22 protein-coding genes are annotated in these 22,999 nt (G+C 70.5%); 11 read left to right on the forward strand and 11 right to left on the reverse strand.

Annotated features, from left to right (window positions below; genetic code table 11):
* On the reverse strand, positions 1–1,590 hold the full coding sequence (locus ACFQS1_RS21975; protein WP_378971268.1) for a sugar transferase: 1,590 nt from the start codon (positions 1,588–1,590) through the stop codon (positions 1–3).
* 181 nt (positions 1,591–1,771) lie between these two features.
* The gene (locus tag ACFQS1_RS21980) at positions 1,772–2,632 is read right to left on the reverse strand and encodes an Fpg/Nei family DNA glycosylase (protein ID WP_378971270.1); all 861 of its coding nucleotides are present in this window, start codon (positions 2,630–2,632) and stop codon (positions 1,772–1,774) included.
* 25 nt (positions 2,633–2,657) lie between these two features.
* Here ACFQS1_RS21980 and ACFQS1_RS21985 point away from each other — a divergent pair, with 25 nt between their 5' ends.
* Positions 2,658–3,833, forward strand: coding sequence for a glycosyltransferase family 4 protein (locus ACFQS1_RS21985; RefSeq protein WP_378971273.1), 1,176 nt, complete (start codon positions 2,658–2,660; stop codon positions 3,831–3,833).
* Between the two features lie 30 nt (positions 3,834–3,863).
* Positions 3,864–5,405 carry an arylsulfotransferase family protein gene (locus tag ACFQS1_RS21990; RefSeq protein WP_378971276.1) on the forward strand — a complete coding sequence of 514 codons (1,542 nt, stop codon included), beginning with the start codon at positions 3,864–3,866 and terminating at the stop codon, positions 5,403–5,405.
* A 175-nt stretch (positions 5,406–5,580) separates the two neighbouring features.
* Here ACFQS1_RS21990 and ACFQS1_RS21995 read toward each other — a convergent pair whose 3' ends face one another.
* From ACFQS1_RS21995 to ACFQS1_RS22005, 3 genes are read right to left on the reverse strand one after another with little or no spacing between them, the layout of a single operon-like run.
* Positions 5,581–6,390 (reverse strand): CDP-alcohol phosphatidyltransferase family protein, encoded by an 810-nt coding sequence (locus ACFQS1_RS21995; protein WP_378971278.1) that lies wholly within the window; start codon positions 6,388–6,390, stop codon positions 5,581–5,583.
* A complete protein-coding gene (locus ACFQS1_RS22000; RefSeq protein ID WP_378971280.1) occupies positions 6,365–7,426 on the reverse strand; it encodes an iron-containing alcohol dehydrogenase family protein in 1,062 nt (353 codons plus the stop codon). Before ACFQS1_RS22000 ends, ACFQS1_RS21995 begins: the two co-directional genes overlap by 26 nt.
* Positions 7,414–8,145: a phosphocholine cytidylyltransferase family protein gene (locus ACFQS1_RS22005; RefSeq protein ID WP_378971282.1), complete on the reverse strand. Its 732-nt coding sequence runs from the start codon at positions 8,143–8,145 to the stop codon at positions 7,414–7,416. The genes ACFQS1_RS22000 and ACFQS1_RS22005 overlap by 13 nt, the downstream gene beginning before the upstream one ends.
* Before the next feature lie 117 nt (positions 8,146–8,262).
* Between ACFQS1_RS22005 and ACFQS1_RS22010 the strand changes: the two genes are divergently transcribed.
* The 3 genes from ACFQS1_RS22010 (at position 8,263) to eccB (ending at position 12,030) form a co-directional block, all read left to right on the forward strand.
* Complete coding sequence (locus ACFQS1_RS22010) at positions 8,263–9,357, forward strand: aminotransferase-like domain-containing protein (protein ID WP_378971284.1); 1,095 nt, start codon at positions 8,263–8,265, stop codon at positions 9,355–9,357.
* A 111-nt stretch (positions 9,358–9,468) separates the two neighbouring features.
* Positions 9,469–10,593 carry a magnesium and cobalt transport protein CorA gene (locus tag ACFQS1_RS22015; RefSeq protein WP_378971286.1) on the forward strand — a complete coding sequence of 375 codons (1,125 nt, stop codon included), beginning with the start codon at positions 9,469–9,471 and terminating at the stop codon, positions 10,591–10,593.
* A gap of 42 nt (positions 10,594–10,635) precedes the next feature.
* Positions 10,636–12,030 carry a type VII secretion protein EccB gene (gene eccB / locus ACFQS1_RS22020; protein WP_378971288.1) on the forward strand — a complete coding sequence of 465 codons (1,395 nt, stop codon included), beginning with the start codon at positions 10,636–10,638 and terminating at the stop codon, positions 12,028–12,030.
* A 111-nt stretch (positions 12,031–12,141) separates the two neighbouring features.
* Here eccB and ACFQS1_RS22025 read toward each other — a convergent pair whose 3' ends face one another.
* On the reverse strand, positions 12,142–12,738 hold the full coding sequence (locus ACFQS1_RS22025; protein WP_378971290.1) for a hypothetical protein: 597 nt from the start codon (positions 12,736–12,738) through the stop codon (positions 12,142–12,144).
* Between the two features lie 165 nt (positions 12,739–12,903).
* Between ACFQS1_RS22025 and ACFQS1_RS22030 the strand changes: the two genes are divergently transcribed.
* Both ACFQS1_RS22030 and ACFQS1_RS22035 read left to right on the forward strand, forming a co-directional pair.
* On the forward strand, positions 12,904–13,437 hold the full coding sequence (locus tag ACFQS1_RS22030; protein ID WP_378971292.1) for a peptidylprolyl isomerase: 534 nt from the start codon (positions 12,904–12,906) through the stop codon (positions 13,435–13,437).
* Between the two features lie 24 nt (positions 13,438–13,461).
* The gene (locus ACFQS1_RS22035; protein WP_378971294.1) at positions 13,462–14,373 is read left to right on the forward strand and encodes a rhomboid family intramembrane serine protease; all 912 of its coding nucleotides are present in this window, start codon (positions 13,462–13,464) and stop codon (positions 14,371–14,373) included.
* A gap of 310 nt (positions 14,374–14,683) precedes the next feature.
* On the opposite strand, the gene ACFQS1_RS22040 is transcribed toward ACFQS1_RS22035, so the two are convergent.
* Together ACFQS1_RS22040 and ACFQS1_RS22045 are read right to left on the reverse strand one after the other, a co-directional pair.
* Entirely contained in the window at positions 14,684–15,865 is a 1,182-nt protein-coding gene (locus tag ACFQS1_RS22040; protein WP_378971296.1) for an MFS transporter, read from the reverse strand.
* A 9-nt stretch (positions 15,866–15,874) separates the two neighbouring features.
* Complete coding sequence (locus ACFQS1_RS22045; protein ID WP_378971298.1) at positions 15,875–16,207, reverse strand: aromatic-ring hydroxylase C-terminal domain-containing protein; 333 nt, start codon at positions 16,205–16,207, stop codon at positions 15,875–15,877.
* A gap of 223 nt (positions 16,208–16,430) precedes the next feature.
* On the opposite strand from ACFQS1_RS22045, the gene ACFQS1_RS22050 reads away from it, so the two are divergent.
* Positions 16,431–19,388 (forward strand): discoidin domain-containing protein, encoded by a 2,958-nt coding sequence (locus ACFQS1_RS22050; protein ID WP_378971300.1) that lies wholly within the window; start codon positions 16,431–16,433, stop codon positions 19,386–19,388.
* A gap of 10 nt (positions 19,389–19,398) precedes the next feature.
* Here ACFQS1_RS22050 and ACFQS1_RS22055 read toward each other — a convergent pair whose 3' ends face one another.
* Positions 19,399–19,812: a PH domain-containing protein gene (locus ACFQS1_RS22055; RefSeq protein WP_378971302.1), complete on the reverse strand. Its 414-nt coding sequence runs from the start codon at positions 19,810–19,812 to the stop codon at positions 19,399–19,401.
* A 113-nt stretch (positions 19,813–19,925) separates the two neighbouring features.
* Between ACFQS1_RS22055 and ACFQS1_RS22060 the strand changes: the two genes are divergently transcribed.
* A complete protein-coding gene (locus tag ACFQS1_RS22060; protein ID WP_378971304.1) occupies positions 19,926–20,366 on the forward strand; it encodes a hypothetical protein in 441 nt (146 codons plus the stop codon).
* Positions 20,367–20,369: 3 nt separating this feature from the next.
* On the opposite strand, the gene ACFQS1_RS22065 is transcribed toward ACFQS1_RS22060, so the two are convergent.
* Positions 20,370–21,239: a transketolase family protein gene (locus ACFQS1_RS22065; protein WP_378971494.1), complete on the reverse strand. Its 870-nt coding sequence runs from the start codon at positions 21,237–21,239 to the stop codon at positions 20,370–20,372.
* Positions 21,240–21,247: 8 nt separating this feature from the next.
* Positions 21,248–21,931 carry a thiamine pyrophosphate-dependent enzyme gene (locus ACFQS1_RS22070; protein WP_378971306.1) on the reverse strand — a complete coding sequence of 228 codons (684 nt, stop codon included), beginning with the start codon at positions 21,929–21,931 and terminating at the stop codon, positions 21,248–21,250.
* Positions 21,932–21,976: 45 nt separating this feature from the next.
* Between ACFQS1_RS22070 and soxR the strand changes: the two genes are divergently transcribed.
* Positions 21,977–22,465 carry a redox-sensitive transcriptional activator SoxR gene (gene soxR, locus ACFQS1_RS22075; RefSeq protein WP_378971308.1) on the forward strand — a complete coding sequence of 163 codons (489 nt, stop codon included), beginning with the start codon at positions 21,977–21,979 and terminating at the stop codon, positions 22,463–22,465.
* Positions 22,449–22,976 carry a flavin reductase family protein gene (locus tag ACFQS1_RS22080; RefSeq protein ID WP_378971311.1) on the forward strand — a complete coding sequence of 176 codons (528 nt, stop codon included), beginning with the start codon at positions 22,449–22,451 and terminating at the stop codon, positions 22,974–22,976. The genes soxR and ACFQS1_RS22080 overlap by 17 nt, the downstream gene beginning before the upstream one ends.
* Positions 22,977–22,999 lie beyond the last annotated feature (23 nt).

Below are 22,999 nucleotides of genomic sequence, written 5' to 3' on the forward strand. Positions count from 1 at the left end.
CTAGTAAGCGCCCTTGCGCTTCAGGACCACCCAGATGGTGCGCCAGAGGATGCCCAGGTCGTACGTCAGCGACCAGTTGTCGACGTAGTACAGGTCGAGGCGGACCGCCTCGTCCCACGACAGGTCGGAACGGCCGGACACCTGCCACAGGCCGGTCATGCCGGGCCGCACCAGCAGGCGCCGCCGGACGTCGCCGAGATAGTCGCCGTCTTCCGCGGGCAGCGGGCGCGGACCGACCAGCGACATCTCGCCCTTGAGCACGTTGATCAGCTGCGGCAGCTCGTCCATCGAGGTGGCGCGCAGCTTGGCGCCGAACGAGAAGATCCGGGGATCCTGCTTCATCTTGAACATCATGCCGTCGGACTCGTTGAGCTCCTCCAGCGTCGCCTTGCGCTCCTCGGCGTCCACGTACATGGTGCGGAACTTCCACACCCGGAACGTGCGGCCCTCGTGGCCGACCCGGGCCTGCCGGTAGAAGACCGGGCCGCGGTCGGAGATGCGGATGCCGAGCGCGATGAACAGCAGGAACGGGCTGAGCAGGAGCAGGCCGAGGCCGGCGGCCACCCGGTCGAGCAGGTTTTTCACCAGCCAGCCGGGGCCCGAGAGGGTCGGCTCCTCGACGTGCAGCAGCGGCAGGCCCTCGATCGGGCGGATGTGCACCCGGGGGCCGGCGATGTCGGTGAGCTGCGGCGCCACCACCAGGTCGACGCCGGTGCCCTCGAGCTGCCAGGCCAGCCGGCGCAGCTCGCCGGGCTCGGCGCTGGCCGAGCCGCAGACCGCGATCGTGTCGGCGCCCACCTCGCGCACCAGCGAGAGCACGTCCCGCGCCGCGTACACCGGGACCGGGGTCTCGATGCCGCGGGCGGCCGCGAAGCCGTCGGTCAGGTGGATGGCGACCGGGATCAGGCCGGCCGCCGGGCTGCGGGTGACCGCCGTGTAGACCTCGAGCGCCTCGGGCAGCGTGCCGACCAGGATCATCCGATGCGCGCCGTGCCCGGTGCGGCGGCGGGCGAAATGCAGCACCTGACGGGCCAGCACCCGCCCGAGCAGCAGGAACAGCACCGCGCTCACCGAGACCAGGGCGACCGTGCCCCGGGAGAGCTGGGTCTTGGTGGCGAACGCGAGCAGCGACACGCACGCCACGACCGTGACCGAGCAGCGCACGACGCGCTTGAACTCCTCGCTGCCCAGGCCCAGGTAGCGCCGGTCGTAGGTGCCGTTGGCCCAGAGCAGGATCAGCCAGCCGAGCGGCAGCACCACGTAGGCGAAGAAGTAGAACAGCTGCGCGTCGTGCAGGAAGAGCCAGTCGCGGTTGCGGAACCCGGTCTTCGCCTTCTCCAGGAAGGTCGCGGCGAGATAGCTCGCCGACAGGATGGAGATCAAATCCAAAAGGACCAGGACCATCGTGTACGGCCGGTGCCAGCGCGACAGGCGCTTGTGGGTCCGGTTCCACGCTGATCGGGGTACGCCATTGCTCGGCGGCTGCTCCTGCTGCCACTCGAAGCTGTCGTACGGCACGGGTTTGCTCCGGCTGCTGTCGGTAACCGGGCGATGCAGGCTTGTCGTCACGTCGCCTACGTCCTCCCGCATCCGGAAAAGATTACGCACCGCCACGATCCTTCGGGTCTCGGCCGCCGTGACCGTCGCCCGGCCGCACCGCGAAGGTTGCCTGGGACCGGGCCACTATACCGATGGAAACCGGGTACGCGAGCGTACGTCGGGTCGGCTATACCACTCCGAGTTGCTCAGACACGCACGGTAAGCGAGAGCGTCATCGAATCAGCTTGGAGAGACGGCGGTCTGCCAGGGGTTTGCCGCCGGTCTGGCACGTGGCGCAGTACTGCAGGCTCTTGTCGGCGAAGGACACCTCACGCACCGTATCGCCACAGACCGGGCAAGGCAGGCCGGTACGCGCGTGCACCCGCATGCCGGCCCGCTTCTCCCCCTTGAGCTCGGCCGCCTTCTGGCCGACCGAACGGGCCACCGCGTCGGTCTCGACCTCGCGCATCGCCGTGTACAGAGCGTGCATCTGCTCGTCGGTGATCTTGCCGGTGAGCGCGAAGGGAGACATCTTGGCCACGTGCAGGATCTCGTCGGAGTACGCGTTGCCGATGCCGGCCAGCACCTCCTGATCGACGAGCACACCCTTGATCTGGCCGTTCCGCGACCGAATACGCTCGGCGAACTCCGGCTCGGTCACCGCCAGCGCGTCGGGGCCGAGCCGGGACACCCCGGGCACCTCGGCCGGGTCGCGCACCAGGTAGGCCGCCAGCGACTTCTGGGTGCCGGCCTCGGTCAGGTCGAAGCCGGAGCCGTCGTCGAGCCGCATCCGCAGCGCGATCGGCCCGCTACCCGGCTTGAGCGGGGCCGGCGACTTGAACGAGTCGCGGTAGTGCAACCAACCGGCCCGCGCGAGGTGAACGACCAGGTGCAAATCATCCCCCAGGCCGATATCCAGGAACTTTCCGTGCCGGCCGGCGTCGCGGACCGGCATCCCGGCGACGGCGGAGGCGGGCGGATCGTACGTCTTCAGCGCGCTGAACGAGGACACCTCGAAGCGCTGCACGGTGTGGCCGACCGCGCGCTCACGCAGATAGGCCGCGAGCGCCTCGACCTCGGGGAGTTCGGGCACGCCCTCAAAGGTAGCGTTTCCTGCCGTGAAGGTGGTCGTCGCGCACAACCGGTATCGGGAAGCCATCCCCTCCGGCGAGAACGTCATCGTGGACACCGAGATCGCGCAGCTGCGCGCGGCCGGGGTCGAGGTGCTGCCGTTCCAGCGCAGCTCCGACTCGATCGGCGAGCTCCCGGCCGTACAGAAAGCGCTTTTGCCGTTGTCTCCCATCTACGGCCGGGCCGCGCAGCAGGACCTTTCGCGTCTCCTCGCGGCCGACCGGCCGGATGTGCTGCACCTGCACAACCCCTACCCGCTGCTGTCGCCTTGGGTGATCCGCACGGCGCACGCGCACGGCGTCCCGGTGGTGCAGACGGTGCACAACTACCGCCAGGTCTGCTCCTCCGGCCTGTACTTCCGGGACGGCCACAACTGCCAGGACTGCCGCGGCAAGCTGCTGGGCTGGCCGGCGATCCAGCACCGCTGCTATCGCGGCTCGGCGGCACAGAGCGCGCTGATGGCCACCACGCTCGCGGTGCACCGGCCCACCTGGCGCTCGGTCGACCGGTTCATCGCGCTGACCGACCGGATCGCCGCGCACCTGCGGGACTACGGCATCCCCGACGAGCGGATCACCGTAAAACCCAACGGACTTCCCGATCCGGGCGAGCCCTCCGCGGTGGGTGAGGGTTTCGCGTACGGCGCCCGCCTGTCCCCCGAGAAGGGGCTGGCGCTGCTGCTGGACGCGTGGCGGCGGCACCCCGACGGCGCGCTGGGCCCGCTGCGCATCGCCGGCGACGGCGAGCTGCGGCCGCTGGCCGAGCGGGCGGCGGCCGAGCGGAACGACGTCACGTACCTCGGCGTGCTCGACCGCGAGCAGATGACCGAGCTGCGGCGCGCGTCGGCCGTGGTGATCGCGCCCCCGACCTGGAACGACGTGCTGCCCACGGTGATCCTCGAGGCGATGGCGAACGGCCGGCCGGTGCTGGGCACCGCGGTGGGCGGCATCCCGTACCTGATCGGCGACGAGGCCGGCTGGCTGGTGGAGCCCGAGCCGGCGGCGCTGGCCGCGGCCCTGCCGATCGCCCGCGACGAGGCCGCCGCGCGCGCGAAGTCGGCCCGCGCGCGCTACCTGCGCGACTTCCACCCGGACGTGCTCACCGCCCAGCTCGTGGACATCTACCGGGAAATCACAGCGGATTTTGACCATACGCCGAGATAGATCTTGGCCGGGGAAGGGAAAGGTGGACCCGTGACGGAATCTTCCCGCGTCTCTCGAAGGAATTTGCTGCTCGGCGTGGGCGGGGCCGCCCTCACCGGCGTGGTCGGCGGCGGGCTCGGCTACGCCCTGGGCCACGACAACGGCTCCGCCGCGACCGACGAGACCGCCGGCGCGACCGAGGCCGCGCAGGCCGGCCCGCCCAAGTACCGCTCCCGCCCCGACCTCCGCACCCTGCCCGACGTCACGATCACGACCGCGGCGAACGGCACAGTCGGCGGCTACATCTGCCTCAGCCCCGCCGCGGGCAGCGGCCTGTGGGGCACGCTGATGGTCGACGAGAAGGGCTCGCCGGTCTGGTTCAAAAAGGTGCCCGACCCGGCCACCGTGGCGATCGACTTCAAGGTCCAGCGCTATCGCGATCAGCCGGTCCTCACCTGGTGGGAGGGGACCATCGGCGGCACCGGCGGGCAGGGCGTCGGCCAGGGCGAGTTCGTGCTCGCCGACCGGTCGTACCGGGAGATCACCCGGGTGCGGGCGGCCGGCTCCGAGCAGGCCGACCAGCACGACTTCGTGATCACCCCGCAGGACACGGCGCTGTTCTGGGTGTACGACCCGGTGCCGCACGACCTGACCGCCCAGGGCGGCCCCCCGGACGGGGTGCTGCACGACGGCGTGATCCAGGAGGTCGACATCGCGACCGGCAAGCTGCTGTTCCAGTGGCGGGCGAGCGAGCACGTCGGACTGGACGAGTCGTACGCGCCACTGCCGCAGGGCGAATCGGCCCACCTGCCGTACGACTACTTCCACGCCAACTCGGTGGGGCTGGCGGCCGACGGCAACATCATCATCTCGGCGCGGCACACCTGGACGTCGTACAAGATCAATAAGACCTCGGGCGAGATCATGTGGCGCCTCGGGGGCAAGAAATCCGACTTCACGATCGACGAGAATGCCAAGTTCTCCTGGCAGCACGACTTCCGCCAGCGGCGCGACGGCACCTACAGCGTCTTCGACAACGGCGCCGGGATCACCAAGGACCGCGACTACTCCCGCGGTCTGGTGATGAAGGTGGACGAGGCCGCCCGCACGGCGCGGTTCGTGGCCGAGTTCGTGCACCCCGACAAGCTCTCGGCCCCCACCCAGGGCAGCTTCCGCGAGCTGGCCGACGGCGGCTCGTTCATCGGCTGGGGGCAGATGCCCCACTTCACCGAGCACAACGCCGACGGCACCGTCCGGCTGGCCGGCCACCTCCCCCAGGACAACCAGTCCTACCGCGCCTACAAGACCGACTGGACCGGCGTGCCCCTCGACCAGCCCGCTCTGGGCCTGCACATCGAGAGCGGCAACGTCGTCGTCAGCGCCAGCTGGAACGGCACCACAAAGGTCGCCAAGTGGCGAGCCCGCTCCGGCACCCAGCCCGGCGCCTTGGCCAACGCCCCCATCGAGGCCCCCCGAACAGGCTTCGAAACCCGCCTCACGATCCAGGGCACCCCCGAATACGTGGTAGCAGAGGCCTTGGACGCCAAGGGCACCGTCCTAGGCGCCTCCGCAGCCATCCCGGTACGCGTCTAACCCGGCCCAGCCCCCGCCGCGCCTCCGGTTCCAGCCCGGTACAAAACCCCAAATTTGCGTGAACCCCCACCCAGGGGACACGCGCAATCGCCCCGCTGTTGAGCAGGGGCGATTGCCCGCGGCGCCGGAGGCGACGCCAGCCAGCTCAGCGCCAGCCAGCTCAGCGCCAGCCAGCTCAGCCCCGCAGCGCCTGCCGCGCCGAAAACACCACACTGGCCGCCAAGAACCCCGCGTTGACGAGGGTGAACAACCCCACGAACCAAATGGTCCACTGTGGCGCGACAGTCAACACCACACCGGCCAGGGCGATCACCGCGCCGTAATCACGGACCAGCTTGACCAGCCGGACCGGCAACGACCGGCTGGTCACCATGCTGGCGGCCTGCTCGCCGCCCTGCATGACCGAGGTGACCAGGTTGACCATCCAGGTGCCGGCGAACGCGGCCAGCAGCCAGGCCGGGGTGTCGGGCACCTGGGCCTTCGCCGTGGCGGCCAGCGCCGAGACCAGCGAGATCTGCACCGCGACGTCGCAGAGCACGTCGAGGCGGCCGCCGGCCGTGCTGGCCTGGCGGGTGACCCGGGCCAGCTGACCGTCGGCGCAGTCGAACGCGTACGCCAACTGCCAGCCGAGCAGCGCGAGCAAGCCGATCGGCCAGGCCCAGATCTCGCCGTCGGCCACCGGGCCGGCGGCGGCGATCACCACGAACGAGACCAGGCATCCGAGGCCGAGGTTGACCACGGTCAGCACCGTGGGCACGATGCGGCGCTTGTGCGCGCCGACCGCGATCCGGGCGCCGATCCGCTGGCTGAGCGCCTCGCTGAAGAGCCCGCCGCCCCGGTTCACCGCGTAATAGTCGGCCGCGGTGGGCGCACCGGAAGCCGCAGCGGGCGCAGGGGACGCCGACGGCTCGGGCCCACCACCCGGCGCGGGCGTGGGTCCGACCGGGCCGTGGCCGGAGTCAGCGGTCGGCGATGGCTTCGGCATATTCCGCCACCTTTCCGCTGATCTGTGCGGGTGCCATGGCCAGGTGCTCCAGGATCGTGTAGCGGTCGGGCCGGGTGCGCGGCGCGAACGAGACGGCCTCGACGAACTGCTCGCCGGTCAGGCCCACGTCCTCCGGAAGGCGCGGCAGCTGATGCCGGGCGAGGCAGTCGGCCATCTGGGCGAAGCGGCGCTCGTCGCCGCGCAGGAACGTGCAGAACAGCGCGCCGAGCCCGGCCAGCTCGCCGTGCGAACCGGTGCCCGGGAAGAGCGAGTCGATGGCGTGCATGATCTCGTGGCAGCCGCCGCTGGCCGGGCGGCTGCTACCGCAGACCGCCATGGCGAGGCCGCTGGAGATCAGCGACTCGGCGAGCACGGTGACGAACGCGTCGTCGCTCATGTCGCCCGGCATGCTCAGCATCGCCTCGGCGCCCATCCGGGCCAGCGACGCGGCCAGGCCGTCCACCGGCTCGCCGCGCACCTCGCGGGCGAGCTCCCAGTCGGCCAGCGCGCTGATGTTGCTGATCACGTCGCCGATGCCGCCCCGGTTGACCCGCTCGGACCCGTTGTCGACGAAGTCGAGGTCGACGATCACGCCGAACGGGATGTGGACGCCGTAGGAGCCCTTGATCCCGTCGTTGATCAGGCTGGCCACCGGCGAGCCGATGCCGTCGTTGGCGAGGCTGGTCGCCACCGAGATCATCGGCAGGCCCCAGCGGTTGGCCGCGTATTTCGCGGTGTCGATCGTGGTGCCGCCGCCGATGCCGACCACCGCGTCGTAGTTGCGGGCGCGCAGCTTCGCGGCGAGCTCGAGCGCGGCGTCGAGGGTGCCGCCCGCAGTGGTGTAGACGTCGGCCGAGCCGAGATTCGGGCGGATCAGGTTGACCACCTGCTCGCCCAGGCCCGGGCCGACGACGACCGCGACGTCACCGCCCGCCGAGATCCGGCCGTCGGCCAGGATGCGGGCGAGGTCGGCGACCGCGCCGCGGCGGACGTCGAAGTGCAGCGGCGTCTGGATGGTGCGGGCTAGTAGCGGCATGCGATGTCCCGCGCCTTGGCCAGGTCGTCGTGGTTGTCGACCTCGACCCAGCTGACCTCGCCGATGGTCGACGCCCGGACCTCGCCGCCGCGGTTGGCGAACTCCTGGAAGCCGTCCTCGTAGTAGAGGTTGGGGTCGCGTTTCCAGGTGGTCTTGAGGGCGTCGGCGAGCTTTCCGGCGGTCGACGGCTCGATGATGTTGGCGCCGATGTACTCGCCGAACGCCTCGGCGGGATCCATCAGCTTCGTGATCTTGGTGAGCTGTCCGGACTCGTCGAAGACGGTCTTCATCTCCTCGTCGGCCAGCTTCTTCAGATTGTCGATGGCCAGCAGGATGCTCGGACCGCGATCGGCCAGCAGGGTGTGCTCGACGCTCACCGGATGCACGGTGTCGCCGTTGACCATCAACGCGCCCTGGGCGAAGTGGTCCCGCGCGAGCCAGAGGGAGTACGCGTTGTTCCACTCCTCGGCCTTGCCGTTGTGCACCAGGCTGATCTTGACGCCGTACTTCTCCTGGAACCCGGGCACCCGTTCCTCGACCGCGCCGGCGCGATAGCCCACCACGATCGTCACGTCGGTGAGCCCGGCCGCGGCCAGATTGCGCAGCGAGATATCCATGATCGTGGTTTCGCCGTCCACCGGGACAAGTGCCTTGGGCAGCGTGTCCGTGTACGGACGCAGCCGTCGGCCGGCTCCGGCGGCGAGTACGAGTCCGATCATGGAGTAGCTCCTCGTGGTCAAGGGATGTGCCCCGCGAGGATAACCTCTCGCTTCCTGGCCGTTTACCGGGCGGAGGCGCGCGAAAATAGCATGGCGGCTGCTCGTAAGCTGGTTGCCATGACCGCTGAGCAGCTGATCTCCTTCGCCCGTGGCGCTCCGTCGCTGGACATCATCGACGTCGAGGGCCTCAAGGCCGCCGCCGCGCGTGCCTTCGACGCCGACCCGGCCGGCGTGACCGCTTACGGCACCTCTGTCGGCTATGTCCCGTTGCGTGAGTGGATCGCGAAGAAGCACAGCGTCTCCGCCGACCAGGTCATCGTGACGAACGGGTCGCTGCAGGCCGACGCGTTCCTCTTCAACCACCTCGTGCAGCCCGGCGACACCGTGATCGTGGAGAAGCCGACCTACGACCGCACGCTGCTCAGCCTGCAAAACCTCGGCGCCAAGGTGCACCAGGTCACGCTGCGCGAGGACGGCATCGACACCGACGAGCTGCGCGCCCTGCTCGAGTCCGGCGTCCGCCCCAAGCTCGCGCACATCATTCCCAACTACCAGAACCCGGCCGGCATCACGCTCTCCGAGCAGAAGCGTCGCGACCTGCTGGCGCTGGCCGTCGAGCACGGCTTCACGATCTTCGAGGACGACCCGTACGTGGACATCCGGTTCCGCGGCGACGCCCTGCCCTCGATGCTCTCGATGGACTCTGACAACGTCGTGGTCCACGCCTCCAGCTTCACCAAGACGGTATGCCCGGGCGTGCGCGTGGGCTACCTGGTCGGCCCGGCCGCGCTGATCGACGCGATCGCCAAGAAGGCCACCAACCTCTACATCTCGCCCGGCATGGTGTCCGAGGCGATCGTCCACCAGTTCTGCGTCTCGGGCGACATCGACCGCTCGATCCAGACGGTCCGCACGGCCCTGGCCGAGCGCGCCTCGGTCCTCGCCGACTCGCTGCGCAAGCACATCCCCGGCGCCACCTTCACCGAGCCCGACGGCGGGTACTTCCTCTGGGTCGATCTGCCCGAGGACGTGGACGTCGACAAGCTCTTCCCGGCCGCGATGAAGAAGGGCGTGGCTATTGTCAAGGGGACGGACTTCCTGCTCGACGGCGGGAAGAGCTCGGTTCGCCTGGCGTTCTCCGCGGTAACGGCCGACCAGATCGACGAGGGTGTCCGGCGCCTGGCGGCGGCCATCGACGAAGTGCGCGCGTAGCGTCCGGGTCTCGCCACGCCGGACGGGTTCGCCCGATCCCGTCCGGCGCGCCCTGTGACGTGAGCTAGCCTGCTGCGGGCCCGTCGGGCGGTGTGTGTGGGGAGGTCTGTCATGAGCGAGCGCGAGCCCGGCACGTGGAGCCGGAACAAGCCGCTGTCCCGGGCGTTCGCCGCGCCCCGGCGCGCGATGAACCGCATCTTCGCCACCCCGGGCGATCATCTGGACGGCACCCGCACCCGCACGACCGCCAGTTCGGTGGTCGACTGTGGCGTCTACGTGACCGGCAAGCGGCTGGCCGGCGAGTTCTCCCCCGACGAGGCGCTGCGCGAGGCCTGCTCGCACGAGGACGGCTTCGTCTGGCTGGGCCTGCACGAGCCCGGCGAGGCCGAGATGACGGCGATCGCGCAGACGTACGGGCTGCACGAGCTGGCCGTCGAGGACGCGGTCAAGGCCGAGCAGCGCCCCAAGCTGGAGAACTTCGGCGCGGTGCACTTCCTGGTCATGCGCACCGCGCGGTACGTGCCGCACAGCGAGATCACCGAGACGTCCCAGGTGGTCGAGACCGGCCAGATGATGATCTTCGTGGGCGAGCAGTTCGTGATCACCGTGCGCCACGGTGACGCGTCCGAGCTGGGCTCGGTCCGCGCCGACCTCGAGAACGGCCGGGCCGACCTGCTCGAGCAGGGGCCCTGGGCGGTGGCGTACGCGGTGACCGACCGGGTGGTCGACCACTACCTGCTGGTCGCCGACCAGGTCGAGGCCGACCTCGACATCATCGAGGAAGGCGTCTTCTCACGCGGCGCGGCCAGCCCGATCCAGGCCATCTACCAGATGAAGCGGGAACTGGTGGAGTTCCGCCGGGCCGTCGTGCCGCTGCAGCGGCCACTCGCCACGATCGTGGCGATCGTGCCCAAGCGGATCGGCAAGTACTTCCGTGACGTCCAAGACCACTTGACGCGTACGGTCGAGCAGGTCTCCTCCTACGACGACCTGCTCAATTCGATCCTCCAGGCGCGACTCGCCCAGGTGACCGTCGACCAGAACAACGACATGCGCAAGATCGCCGCGTGGGCCGGCATCGCCACGGTCTGGGCCGCGGGCGCCGGCATCTACGGGATGAACTTCACGCACATGCCCGAATTGGACTGGTTGTACGGCTATCCGGCGTGGTGGGCGATCATCCTGCTGATTTCCTTTGTGCTCTACCGGGCGTTCCGCCGCAACGGCTGGCTGTAGGGGTGCCCCCTGGACATCGACGCCGAGCCCTAGAGTGACAGGGTGCCGTCGCGTCAGGACCAGCTGCATTCGTACCAGTACTCGCTTCAGCGGGTGGTAGCCGCGCTGGTCACGCACGACCCCGACCCGTCGCGCTCGCCGCTGCGCCGGGCCGGCACGACGGCCCTGGTCAGCCTGCTGATCGCGAGCCTCGCCGTGGGCGGCGCGGCGATCTACGGCCTCCTCACCGGACACAGCAATGTGGATCCGCGCAACCCCAACGTGGTGTTCCAGGAAAAGGGCACCGGCGCCCGGTTCGTCTACCTGGAGTCCGACAAAAACCTCCACCCGGTGCTCAACTACGCCTCCGGCCTGCTGCTCGCCAACGCCGAGGCGCCCGAGCTCAAGAGCATCTCGTCGGACAAGCTGGCCTCCGTGCCGCTCGGCGCCCCGCTCGGCATCCCTGACGCGCCCGACTCGCTGCCGGCCAAGGGCGCGCTGCTCACCGAGCGGTGGTCGATCTGCACCGACAACCGCGGCGACGAGAACACGCCGCGCAGCACGCTGCTGATCGGCGACAAGCTCACCGACGGCACGGTCGCGGCCAAGACCGGAGAGGCCCTGCTCATCCGCGATCCGCAGGGCAGCAGCGCGCTGGTCTTCGGCAACAAGCGGTATCCGATCCCGGCCGACGAGCTGGTCGCGACGCTGCGCGTGCTCGGCTGGGCGTCGAAGGAGCCCTGGACGGTCGCCACCGCCTGGGCCAACGCGGTCCCGCTCGCGCACGACCTGGTCGCCCCGGAAATCCCGGAGGTGGGCGGCACCTCCGCGATCGACGGCTTCCAGGTCGGCGATCTGGTCACCGACTCCGGTCAGCAGTTCGCGGTGATCCTCGCCGACGGCGCCGCCGCTCTCACCGACATGCAGGCCCGACTCATGCAGGCCAATCCCGGCGTGGAAAAGCCGCAGGCGATCGGTAACGCGTTCTTCCAGCTGCCGCCGTCCAAGAAGCGGATCAGCGACGAGGGCGACCCCAACGGCCTGCCGGTCACCGTGCCCAAGCTGCACGACTCGACGCCTGCCCAGGCCTGCATGACCCTGCCGGTGGACGCGAAATCCGGCGACGGGCTGCGGATCGACCCGACCGTGCCGTCCGGCGTCGGGGTCAAGGCCGGCACCGCCCCGCCCAACGCCGTGCTGGCCGACTACGTGCACATCGCGCGCGGCAAGGGCGTCCTCGCCACGGCGGCGGCCTCGCCGAGCGCGCCCGCCGGCACCGGCACGGTGAGCATCGTCACCGACACCGGGCAGAGCTTCCCGCTCGCCAACCGGTCGCTGATCACCAAGCTGGGGTACCCCGGGGTCAAGCCGGCCCAGATCCCGTCCGAGCTGGTGGCGATGCTCCCCCGCGGCCCGTCGCTCGACCCGGCCCGCGCCCGCCAGGCCGACGCACAGTAATCTGATCACGTCCGTCGGTCACGGCCCGCCGGCCCGGCCGACGCGCAGTGATGTGCGCACGCCAGCGGGCGGGTCACCCGTGGGGGTGCCCGCCCGATGGTCGTGCCGCTGTTACCGAGGGGTTTGCGGCGCCGTGTCCGGCACCGTTCCGTTCGGCGACGTGTACGCCGTGGGCTCGGCCGGCTCGAACGCCGCGTCGTCCGCGCCATCGACCTGCGTCGACGAGCTGGCCGGGGCGGCCGGGTCGTACTCGTCCCACTGGCTGGCCCGACGGCGCTTGGCCATGTAGGCCGCGCCCAGGCCGACGGCGCTGCCGATCAGCGCATAACCCAGCATGCGCGAGCCGCGGCGCTTGTCGGACCGCTTGCCCACCTTCTTGCGCAGCTGCTTCGCCTGCTTCTTGTTCATCTTCGCGGCCTTCTTGGCCTGCCGCTTGCTGACCTTGCCACCCTGCCGCGCGTTGTCGGTCGCGGCGGTGACCAGCGGCGTGATCGTGGCGAGAGCGCTGTCCCAGCTGCTCGACGCGGCGTCCTTGGCCTTCACGGCCGCGGGGCGCGTCTTGTCGACCGCGGCGGCCACCCGGGGGCCCACGGTCGCGCTGGTCTCCTGAGCCGCGAGCGATGCCGCGCGCTTGAAGTGGTCAACGCTCTGGCCGAGCTCGTTCTTCATCCGCCGGCTCCGGCTCTTGCGGCGCATCGTTGCGAACACCAGTGCCCACCTCCTGTGGTTCTCTCCCACCGTCATGGTGCCCTCAACTGGTACCCCGGCGTGGCCGGATCAGACACATGGGGGAGGATCCGAACTACAAAAGAAACTGTCCCATCGCCCCTTCGAGGTACGCCAGGGGCGACCGCGACACAGACAGGAGTACCCGTGGCCGAGAAGCTTTACGCCACCCTGCACACCAACCACGGCCCGATCCGGCTCCAGCTCTTCCCGGACCACGCCCCGGCGACCGTGCGCAACTTCGTGGAGCTCGCGGAGGGCAGCAAGGACTACGTCGACCCGCGCACCGGCCAGCCCGGCAAGGGCAAGCCCTACTTCGACGGCACGATCTCGCACCGCGTGATCGCCGGCTTCATGATCCAGATGGGCGACCCGACCGGCACCGGCCGGGGCGGCCCGGGCTTCAAGTTCGCCGACGAGTTCCACCCGCAGCTGTCGTTCGACCGGCCGTACCTGCTGGCCATGGCGAACGCGGGCCCCGGCACCAACGGCTCGCAGTTCTTCATCACGGTCGCGCCGACGCCGCACCTCAACCGCCGGCACACGATCTTCGGCCAGGTGGCCGACGAGGCGTCCGCCAAGGTCGTCGACTCGATCGCCGCCACGAAGACCGCCGCCGGCGACCGCCCGGTCGAGGACGTGGTCGTCGAGCGTGTGGAAATCGAGCGTGTGAACGACTGAGGCAGCACCAAGTACCTTTGATGCATGAGTGAGGCTCCCTCGACGGCACCGGTCTGCTACCGCCATCCGTCGCGGGAGACTTACATCCGCTGCACCCGGTGCGACCGGCCGATCTGTCCCGACTGCATGCACGAGGCGTCGGTCGGCCACCAGTGCCCCGAGTGCGTCGCGGAGGGAAAGCGCACTCAGCGTCCGGCGCGGACGGCCTTCGGGGGCAGTCGCGCCGGCCACGCTGGATATGCGACGCGCACCCTGATCGGCATCAACGTCGCCGTGATGATCCTGTCGGCCATCGTCGGCGGCGCCCGGGCGATCGGCGGCTCCGGCGGGTGGTTCGGCCTGCTCGGCGCCCAGACCGCGGTGACACGCTGGGGCGAGGTCCTCGGCTACGCGTCGTACACGATCGGCGGCGAGGTCCACGGCATCGCCGCCGGCGAGTGGTGGCGGCTCTTCACCGCCATGTTCCTGCACTACGGCGTGCTGCACCTGCTGCTCAACATGTGGGTGCTCTGGCAGCTGGGCCGCTACCTGGAGTCCCGGCTGGGCCCGCTCCGATTCATCGGCCTCTACGTGCTGGCCGGCCTGGGCGGCAACGTGGCGGCCTACGTCTTCACCGCGCCCAACCAGCCGGCCGCCGGCGCCTCGACCGCCGTCTTCGGTCTCTTCGCCGCGGCGATCATCGTCAATCGCCGGCTGAAGCTCGACATCAGCGCGCTGATTCCGCTGTTGGTGATAAACCTGCTGTTCACCTTCACGGTGCCGAACATCTCGGTGGCGGGCCACCTGGGCGGTCTGGTGGCGGGTGCGATAGTGGCGTTCATCATCGCGTACGCCCCGGCGAAGCGCCGAACGTTCGTGCAGGCCGCGGGCAGTGGCGCCTTCTTCCTGCTCCTGCTGATAGCGGCCGCCGTCCGCACTGCCGCGATCCTCGCCTGACAGCCTCCCACCCCGCCCCCGCGAGCCTTGATACCTTGCCGCGCGGACCCCACCCCAACTCACCATTGATGACTTGCCGCGCGCAGCCCACCCCAACTCATCGTTGATGACTAAGCGCTCACAGCACTCCGCAACTCATCGTTGATGACTTAGCGCGCGCAGCGCACCCCAACTCATCGTTTATGACTTAGCGCGGCCAGTGCACCCCCAACTCATCGTTGATGACTTAGCGCGCGCAATGCACCCCAACTCATCGTTGATGACTTGGCGCTCGGGGTGGGCTGGAAGTTATCAACGTGGGCGGCGGGGGTCAGCGCGTGGGCAGCGGCTTGGCGGCGCCCGATGCCAGCAGGCCGATCAGGAGGGCGCCCAGGACGCAGAGCAGGGCCTGCAGGACGCCGAGGTGCTGGGCCAGGACGCCGATCAGCGGCGGGCCGGCCAGGAAGGCGGCGTAGCCGATCGAGCCGGCCACCGAGACCCGGATGGCGGCGCGGGTGGGGTCGTCGGCGGCGGCGCTCATGCCGACCGGGAAGCCCAGCGAGGCGCCGGCGCCCCAGAGGAGGCCACCCAGTAACGCCAGCGGGACGGCAATGCCGGCCACCACCAGCAGCAGGCCGGCCAGGCCGCAGGCGACGGTCACCCGGAGGACGCGGACCCGGCCCCAGCGCTCGATGGCGGCGCCGCCGAAGAGGCGGGACAAGGTCATTGCGGTGACGAAGCTGCCGTAGCCGATCGCGCCTACCGTCTCGCTCGCGCCGTAGCCGTCGACCAGGCTGATCGCGAACCAGTCGTTGGCGGTGCCCTCGGTGAAGCCGAAGCCCAGCATGATCAGGCCGATCAGGATGGTGCGGGGCTCGCGCCAGGCCTGGCTCACGCTGACTCCGCCCGACGAGGAAGCGGCGGGCGGGGTGTGCGGCAGGAAGGCGCGTACGGTCGGGACCGCCACGGCGGCCGTGAGCGCCGCGGTGAGATAGAGCTGCGCCCAGATCGGCAGGCCGGCGGCCGCCGCCAGCGCGCTCGCGCCGGCGCCGAGCACCGTGCCCAGGCTGAAGCCGGCGTGGAAGCGCGGCATGATCGTGCGGCCGAGGCGGCGCTCGACATCGGCGCCCTCGACGTTCATCGAGACGTCCCACGCGCTGTTGCCGGCGCCGACCAGCATCAGGCCGGCCGCGGCGACCGGGACCGAGCCGGTCAGCGTGCCGGTGCCGAGGCCGGCCAGGCCGAGCACCATGGCGCTGCTGGCGACCATGATCGTGCGGGCCGGGCCGAGCCGCTGCACGACCGGGCCGGCCAGCGGGATCGACACGATCGCGGCGCCCGAGATGCAGAGCAGCAGCAGCCCGAAGCCGGCCGCCGACAGGTGCAGGTCGTCGCGGACGGCGGGGGCGCGGGCCAGCCAGCCGGCGAAGGCGAGCCCGTTGCTCACGAAGGAGACGGCGACCGCGACTTTGGCCCGCTCGATCCGGGGAAGGTCGAGTTCGGTGGTCGTCACTCGTCGAACTTACTCGTTAAAGCTGGCCGGGCACCAGCGGTCGATCGCCTCCCGAAGTGCGTCCTCGCTCATCGCCTCCACCCAGGCCGCATGCCCATCGGGACGGATCAGCACGGCGGTCCCGTCCCACGTGACCCCCACCACCGGGCACTCCGGGACCGCCAAGAGCCGACCGATCCACGGCGGCAAGAGCCGATCGACGGGCGGCGGCAAGAGCGGACCGACCCGCGGCGGCGGAAGCCGACCCCGACCACGCGGCGACCGGCCGATCGGCGTCGCCGATGATGCCGTCCTCGTGACCAAATCGTCACCCCTTTCCATGAAATACGGCGTAACCGGCATTCCTGGCCGAGCGGGCGGACACGGTCACATCCCCCGCCCGACAAATCCGATTTGTTCAACGCCGAGAACAACGTCCCGATCGGATGCGACACCATATCGACCGCAGAGGCCGCCGTAACTAGGCCGCACGGCGGATTTCTCATGTCGCCGGGTCGATGTTCTTGATCGACGGTTCCACGTTGAGTGTGTCCGCTCCGGCGGAAATCCTCATGGGGGAACAAGCATGCACCTGCGCGGCCACCACTGGTCCCGAGCCGCGGCGACGGCCGTCCTGTGTGTCCTCACCGGAACCGCCGTGGTGCTCCACCAGCAGCAGTCGGGCAGCGCCGAGGCGCCACCCACCGGCGCGGCCGACGGCCCGCACGCCGGCCACATCCGGCCCGAGGCCGAAGCGGTGCCGGTCGCGGTGACCACGGCCGCGCCCCTGCCCCGCACCGGCTGGACCGCGACCGACCCGACCGCCCAGTCCCCCGCCTCCAACGTGCTGGACAACGACCCGGACACCTCGTGGAAGAGCGCGGCCGGCCTGCCGCGCACCATCACGATCGACACGCGCAACCGGATCGCGCTCAGCGGCCTCACCTACCGCCCCTCCGCCGGCGCGAACGGCCGCATCGGCCAGTACTCCGTGCAGATCAGCGACAACGGCACCACCTGGAGCGCGAACGTCGCCACCGGCACGTTCGCCGACGACGAGGTGGTCAAGACGATCACCGTCAGCACGGTGGTGACGCGCTTCGTACGGCTGACCGCGATCGGCGAGGCCGGCGGCCGGGTCAACTGGGTCTCCGCCGCGGAGATCAACCTGCTCGGCGGCACCGACCCGGCCCTGCCGCGTACGGGATGGACCGTCACCGCCGACAGCCAGGAGACCGCCAAGCAGCCGGCCGCGGCGATCAACGCGATCGACGGCAACACCAAGTCGTTCTGGCACTCGGCCTGGAGCTCGAACCCGCCCAAGCCGCTGCCGCACTGGATCACCATCGACATGCACAAGATCAACCTGGTCTCCGGCCTGAGTTATCTGCCGCGCCAGGACACCTCGCCGAACGGCATGATCGGCAAGTACCGGGTCGAGACCAGCGTCAACAACACGGTCTGGTCTCCGGTGGTCGCCACCGGGAGCTTCAGCTCCACCAAGCGGACCGCGCAGTCGGTCACGTTCGCCCCGCAGATCGCGCGCCACGTGCGGCTGACCGCGCTGACCGAGGCCGGCAACCGCGGCCCGTGGACGAGCGCCGCCGAGATCAACGTGCTAGGCCGGGCCAACCCGACGCTGAGCCGCACCGGCTGGACGATCAGCGCCGACTCGCAGGAGACCAAGAACGAGGACGGCCGGGCCATCCGCGCGATCGACGGCCCGTACGCGACCTTCTACCACAGCCAGTACACCCCGGCGCCGGCCAAGCCGCTGCCGCACATGCTCACCATCAACATGGGCAAGGTCCAGGCGGTCGGCGGCATGTGGATGATGCCGCGCCCGTCGGCCTCCAAGAACGGCCGGATCGGCACCTACAAGATCCAGACCTCGCTGGACGGCGCCACCTGGACCACCCGCATCGGCGACGGCAAGTTCGCCGACAGCGCGGCCCTGCAGACCGTCGTCTTCCCGCCGGTCGACGCGAAGTACGTACGGCTGATCGCGACCAGCGAGGCCGGCAACCGCGGCCCCTGGACCTCGGTCGCCGAGCTCGACGTGCTCGGCGCGAGCGGCTCGGTCGCCCCCAAGCGCGGCATGTGGAGCGCGCCGGTCGGGTTCCCGCTGGTCCCGGTCGCGGCGGCGCTGCTGCCCAACGGCAAGGTGCTGACCTGGTCGGCGTACAAGCCGGACGCCTTCTCGAACGCCGACCCGAGCGTGCACACCCTGACCATGACCGCCACCTACGACCCGGCCACCGGCGTGGTCACCCAGCGCGAGGTCACCGAGACCGGGCACGACATGTTCTGCCCCGGCATCTCGGTGCTGCCGGACGGCCGGGTGGTCGTCACCGGCGGCAACACCAACAAGAAAACCAGCATCTACGACCCGGCCACGGACGCGTGGACCGCGGGCGCCGACATGACGGTGGGCCGCGGTTACCAGTCCAGCGTCACCCTCGGCAACGGCCAGATCTTCACCATCGGCGGCTCGTGGAGCGGCCCGGTCGGCGGCACCGACGGCGTCGGCCACAAGGGCGGCGAGGTCTGGTCGGCCGGCTCCGGCTGGCGCGCGCTGCCCGGCGCCGACGTGACCCCGATGCTCACCGCCGACGCCAACCAGCTCGGCGACTACCGCAAGGACAACCACGCCTGGCTGTTCGCGTGGTCGGGCAACAAGGTGCTGCAGGCCGGCCCGAGCAAGAAGATGAACTGGTACTCGGTGGACGGCGACGGCTCGACCGAGTCGGCCGGCACCCGCGGCGGCGACGACGCCATGAACGGCAGCGCCGTCATGTACGACACCGGCAAGATCCTCACGCTGGGCGGCGCACCGAGCTACGAGCAGTCGGAGGCCACCGCCGACGCGCGGGTGATCACCATCAACGCCGACCGCACGGTGAGCAGCCGGGCCGTCGGGTCGATGGCGAACACCCGCAGCTTCCAGAACAGCGTGGTGCTGCCGGACGGCAAGGTCCTGGTGGTGGGCGGCGAGAACTTCGCGGTGCCGTTCTCGGACAACACCGCGGTGCTCAGCGCCGAGCTGTGGGACCCGGTCAGCGAGCAGTTCACGACGATGGCCTCGATGGCCGTCCCGAGGAATTACCACAGCATCGCGCTGCTGCTGCCGGACGGCCGGGTCTTCAGCGCCGGCGGCGGCCTCTGCGGCCCCGGCTGCGCCGCCAACCACTTCGACGGGCAGACCTTCACCCCGCCGTACCTGCTCAACGCGGACGGCACCGCCGCCTCTCGCCCGTCGATCACCAGCATCTCGGACGCGACGGTCGCCAACGGCGGCAAGGTCACGGTCACCACCGACCGCGCGGTCACGGCCTTCTCGATCGTCCGCATGGGCACCGCGACCCACACCGTCGACACCGACCAGCGCCGCCTGTCGCTGGCGCCGTCCACCGGCAACGACGGCGCCTACACGCTGACCATCCCGGCCGACAACGGCGTCGCGATCCCGGGCAACTGGATGCTCTTCGCGCTCGACGCGAAGGGCGTGCCCAGCGTCGCCAAGATCATCCACATCGGCGAGTGACAAAAGCCGTTCAGGCCGGTGAGCCGGAGCGCAGGTCGGCCAGCGCGGTGGCCACGTCCTCGGGGAGGGCGCCCAGGTCGTTGGCGCTGAGCAGGTAGATCGCGTCGCCCGTGTCGAGCTCGAGGACCTCGCTGCGCAATCCCCGGTGGGTGCGGCGGTCGACCCGTACGCGATCGATCTCCGACCATGACAGACGCCGGCGGCGGGCGAATCCCGCGACCACCGTGACGCCCGTGGTGTCCGCCGCCAGGCGGACCGGCGCGATCAGGTCGCGCAGCGCCCACAGCGAGAGCGCGATCGCCGCGACCCCGGCGATGGCCCAGCGGATCGGGTCACGACCCGCGAACGCGACTGCGAGCACCACCACCGCGACCGCGCCCATCAGCTTGGTGACCGGCAGGACCGGCCGGATGCGCCACTGCACCGGACAACTATGGCAGGCGGAATGGGCGACGCAACATTTGTCGAGGTGCTGTAATTCGACATTCATCGGGTGATGGCCGATGCCTGCCGGTGGGGGCCGCCGTTGAACGCGACATGGACGTGTTCTCCCGTACGTTCTTGCCCGCCGCCGCCGAAGCCGGCGTGGCCATCCCGACCGTGAGCCGACACATGCCGATCTTCCGCCGGTGTGTCGAGCCGGACGACACCACCGTGCTGGTCAGCCGCTGCTCCCGCCCCGAGGCGCCGATGGCCGGCGAGTACCTGCTGCTGCTCACCTACCGCCGGCTGGTCGTCACCCAGGAGACGAAGGTCTTGCACCGGCTGCGGCTGCACCTCAACGCCAACCTGCGGCACCTGAGCAACGTGACCTGGAGCCCCGACCTGACCCGCACGGCCGTCGAGGTGGCGGCCACGGCGGTGGACGGGGTCCGCGAGCGGTTCCGGCTGCGGGTCGCCGAGCCGGAGGCGGTGTGGCACCTCGACGCGCTGCTCCAGCACGTGTTCCGCACACCGCGCCCGGCGATCGCCGCCTGACGGTCACCACAGGAACTCGCTGATCGGGCCGCGCAGGCCGGCCGCGTCGAGGCCGTGCGCCCGCGCGTGGTCCTGCCACGATCCGTAGCGGCGCACCTCCTCGCGGCCGACGCCCAGGTGCAGCACCCGATGCGGGCGGCCGCCGAGCGCCTCGGCGACCTGGCGGGCCGAGGTGCCGCTCAGGTACGGCTCGACCATCACGACCTCGCCCTCGGCCAGGGCGCGCAGGCCCTCGGCGTCGAGCGGGCGCGGCGTGTTCGTGTACGCCACGGTCACGTCCAGGTCGCGGGTCGCCTCCAGGACCGGGTCGAGCATCGGGCCGACCGCCACGATCAGGGGACCGCCTCGCCGGATGACGCACAGACGCGTGCTGTCGGCGTACGCGTGCTGATTTTCTTGAAGCGAGAGCCGGACGTAGACGCGGTCGTCATGGCGGGCCGCTTCCCGCAGCAGCGGTGGCACCTCGTCGCGATGGCCGGGGACGTGCACGGTCCACCCCTCGAGCGTGTCGAGGAGCTCGACGTCGCCCGGGGACTGGTGTGTGTAGCCCGAGGCGGCACCGTCGTAGGAGGCGCCGATGCTGACCAGCACCGCGCCGGCGTCCTGGTGGCCGAGGTCGAGCTTGATCTGCTCGTAGGCCCGGTCGACCACGAACGGGGCGTACGAGTGCACGAACGGGCGCAGGCCGGTGAGCGCGAGCCCGCCGGCGACCCCGGTCATCAACTGCTCGCGGATGCCCACGTTCAGGACCCGGTCGGGGTGCCGGCGCATGGCCGGCTGGAACGCGTCGGCCGAGATGTCGGCGAGCACGAGCGCGGTGCGCGGGTCCTCGGCCAGCAGCTCGGTGGTGGTGGCGACGAACGTTTCCCGCATCATCGTGCTCAGCCCCACTTCGGTTCGACGGTGGCGACGACCAGGTTCGGCCGGTCGGGGTGGCGGCGGGCCAGGGCGTGCTCGATCTGCTCCTGATCCCGGCCGTCGACGACCGCGGTGATCCAGCCGGGGAAGCGCGCGGCGATCCCGCCCGGCCAGCCGTGCGTCGCGGACCGGTTGTCGATCACGATCGCGGTCATCGGCAGGTGGGTGGCGGCGGCGTAGGCGATCGCCTCGTGGTTCGAGCCCTCGTCGAGCTCGGCGTCGCCGAGGAGGACGAAGACCCGCGAGCCGGTGTAGCCCTGGGCCCGCAGGCCGAGCGCCACGCCGACGCCGATTCCCAGGCCGTGGCCCAGCGAGCCGGTGCCGATCTCGACGCCCGGGATGTTCTTCCGGTCGGGGTGATTGCCGAGCGGGCTGTCCCAGTCGGCCATGGTGTCGAGCCACTCGAGCGGGAAAAATCCCTTCTGCGCCAGCACGGCGTAGTAGGCGGCCGGGCCGTGGCCCTTGGAGAGCAGGAAGCGGTCGCGGTCCGGCTCGTCCGGCGCGGCCGGATCGATCCGCAGGATGCGGTCGTAGAGCACCCAGAGCACGTCGAGCGTCGAGTACGAGCTGGGCGCGTGCTTCTCGTCCCCGGTCATGCGCGCGATCAGGCTCGGCAGCGCATCGGCGGGAAGTGCTGTCGCGGTCATGCGGATAGGCTGCAACTTAAAGTGCACTTCAACTCAAGGCCTGTGATGGAGAAGACGCTAGCCATCGGCGACCTCGCGGCACGCAGCGGCGTGGCGCCGTCCGCACTGCGCTACTACGAGCGCGAGGGTTTGATCCGCTCCACCCGGACCACCGGCAACCAGCGGCGCTACCTGCGTTCCGAGTTGCGGCGGGTCGCCTTTATCAAGATCACTCAGCAGGTCGGGGTGTCGCTGGACGAGATCCGCGAGGCCTTGTCGGAGCTGCCGGAGGGCAGGACGCCGACCAAGGCGGACTGGGCCCGGCTGTCCGCCCGCTGGCGCGGCAAGCTGGAGGAGCGCATCCGGCTCATGCAGCGGCTGCGCGACCAGCTCACCGGGTGCATCGGCTGCGGCTGCCTGTCGCTGCAGCGATGCAACCTGATCAACCCGGCCGATCGGCTGGCCGCCCGCGGCACCGGCCCCCAGATGATCACCAACCCGCCGGACGCGGATCTCGACCAGGCACTGCGCCAGAATGATGACCGTGACAGCTGACGCGCCCGGCGGCCGGATTCACTCGAGCGATCCCTTCGCCACCCCGGAGGACGAGCGGTCCCCGGTGCGGCGGTTGCGCGGGCGGCTGGCGGCGCCGGTCACGCTCTGGACGGCGCCGGGCCCGCAGGGGCTGACCGTGTCGTCGATGCTCGTCGCGGACGGTGATCCGGGACGGGTGCTCGGGCTGATCGACGCCGAGAGCGACCTCTGGGACTCCATCGACGAGTCCGGATATTTCGCCATTATGCCGCTGGGGCCGGAGGACCGGCAGCTCGCCGACCGTTTCGCCGGGCTGATGCCGGCGCCGGGCGGGCTCTTCGCCGCCGGCGAGTGGGTCTCCACGCCGTACGGTCCGGTGCTCGCCGCCGACGGCGCGTGGGCGGGCTGCCGGCTGGCGAGCAGCCGGGAGTGCGGCTGGGCGCTGCTGGTCGAGGGCATCATCGAAGCGATCTCCTTCGCTCGGGACACCGCGCCGCTGATCCACTACCGGGGCCGATACATCGACCGCTGACCTATTCGGCGCAGTCAGACCGC

The organism is Paractinoplanes rhizophilus, assembly GCF_042664765.1.
Taxonomy (GTDB): domain Bacteria; phylum Actinomycetota; class Actinomycetes; order Mycobacteriales; family Micromonosporaceae; genus Actinoplanes; species Actinoplanes rhizophilus.

Bases quoted from the DNA above. Each gene is read 5' to 3' on its own strand.
- ACFQS1_RS21975 (WP_378971268.1), bottom strand. From the start codon at position 1,590: ATGCGGGAGGACGTAGGCGACGTGACGACAAGCCTGCATCGCCCGGTT.
- ACFQS1_RS21995 (WP_378971278.1), bottom strand. From the start codon at position 6,390: ATGCCGAAGCCATCGCCGACCGCTGACTCCGGCCACGGCCCGGTCGGA.
- ACFQS1_RS22000 (WP_378971280.1), bottom strand. From the start codon at position 7,426: ATGCCGCTACTAGCCCGCACCATCCAGACGCCGCTGCACTTCGACGTC.
- ACFQS1_RS22005 (WP_378971282.1), bottom strand. From the start codon at position 8,145: ATGATCGGACTCGTACTCGCCGCCGGAGCCGGCCGACGGCTGCGTCCG.
- ACFQS1_RS22010 (WP_378971284.1), top strand. From the start codon at position 8,263: ATGACCGCTGAGCAGCTGATCTCCTTCGCCCGTGGCGCTCCGTCGCTG.
- ACFQS1_RS22015 (WP_378971286.1), top strand. From the start codon at position 9,469: ATGAGCGAGCGCGAGCCCGGCACGTGGAGCCGGAACAAGCCGCTGTCC.
- ACFQS1_RS22035 (WP_378971294.1), top strand. From the start codon at position 13,462: ATGAGTGAGGCTCCCTCGACGGCACCGGTCTGCTACCGCCATCCGTCG.
- ACFQS1_RS22045 (WP_378971298.1), bottom strand. From the start codon at position 16,207: ATGCCGGTTACGCCGTATTTCATGGAAAGGGGTGACGATTTGGTCACG.
- ACFQS1_RS22050 (WP_378971300.1), top strand. From the start codon at position 16,431: ATGCACCTGCGCGGCCACCACTGGTCCCGAGCCGCGGCGACGGCCGTC.
- ACFQS1_RS22060 (WP_378971304.1), top strand. From the start codon at position 19,926: ATGGACGTGTTCTCCCGTACGTTCTTGCCCGCCGCCGCCGAAGCCGGC.
- ACFQS1_RS22065 (WP_378971494.1), bottom strand. From the start codon at position 21,239: ATGCGGGAAACGTTCGTCGCCACCACCACCGAGCTGCTGGCCGAGGAC.
- ACFQS1_RS22070 (WP_378971306.1), bottom strand. From the start codon at position 21,931: ATGACCGCGACAGCACTTCCCGCCGATGCGCTGCCGAGCCTGATCGCG.
- soxR (WP_378971308.1), top strand. From the start codon at position 21,977: ATGGAGAAGACGCTAGCCATCGGCGACCTCGCGGCACGCAGCGGCGTG.
- ACFQS1_RS22080 (WP_378971311.1), top strand. From the start codon at position 22,449: ATGACCGTGACAGCTGACGCGCCCGGCGGCCGGATTCACTCGAGCGAT.